Annotated in this window: 1 protein-coding gene; it reads left to right on the top strand. The window is 35.6% G+C overall.

Features of this window, described 5'->3' with window-relative positions; genetic code table 11:
- On the top strand, positions 1-216 hold a 216-nt coding region (locus SB764_RS38245; RefSeq protein WP_410866495.1), incomplete at its 5' end, for a hypothetical protein.
- Positions 217-531: the final 315 nt, after the last annotated feature.

Genomic DNA, 531 nt, shown 5'->3' with positions numbered 1-531 from the left:
GTATCAAATAATCAGCAAAATAACGCAGCAAACAACCAAAACAATAAGATCCCTGCTGATGAAAAATACAATCGAGAAAGGAATGAACAACGCGTACAACACCAACGGGATTTAGAAGATAGAGAAATGACGCTGAAGGAGAAGAAACAGCAGCTTAATGAAGATTATCAACGGCATAAAATGAAATTGGAGGAAAAGGCTTCAGAAAAAAAATAACGTTCCTCCCTGTACCACATACATGATACAGGGGGTAGGATCAGCAGCCCTATAGGGGCTTTTTTTATCAATCGTTTTTAAAAGGCTTTAATAGGCTTTTTAAGAGCTTTTAACGCTTCTGTATGTATTCGGTCATGATTGTATTTAAAACCTGTTACAAGGGCTAAAAAATGATTATAACAAGCCTTTTTCATGAAATACTTTTCTCAGACAAGTGTTTATCAAATCTGAACGCTTTTTCTTCGGTACATTCTCAATCACTTCTAATATGTCAGGGTCAAAGTAAAAGTTTTTCATAATGCGTTTTTCTGCCGA

It is taken from the genome of Paraburkholderia sp. SIMBA_027, assembly GCF_046535315.1.
GTDB classification, from domain to species: Bacteria; Pseudomonadota; Gammaproteobacteria; order Burkholderiales; family Burkholderiaceae; genus Paraburkholderia; species Paraburkholderia tropica.
The sequence above is the reverse complement of the archived record's forward strand: the minus strand, read 5'-3'. Positions and strand labels throughout refer to the sequence as shown.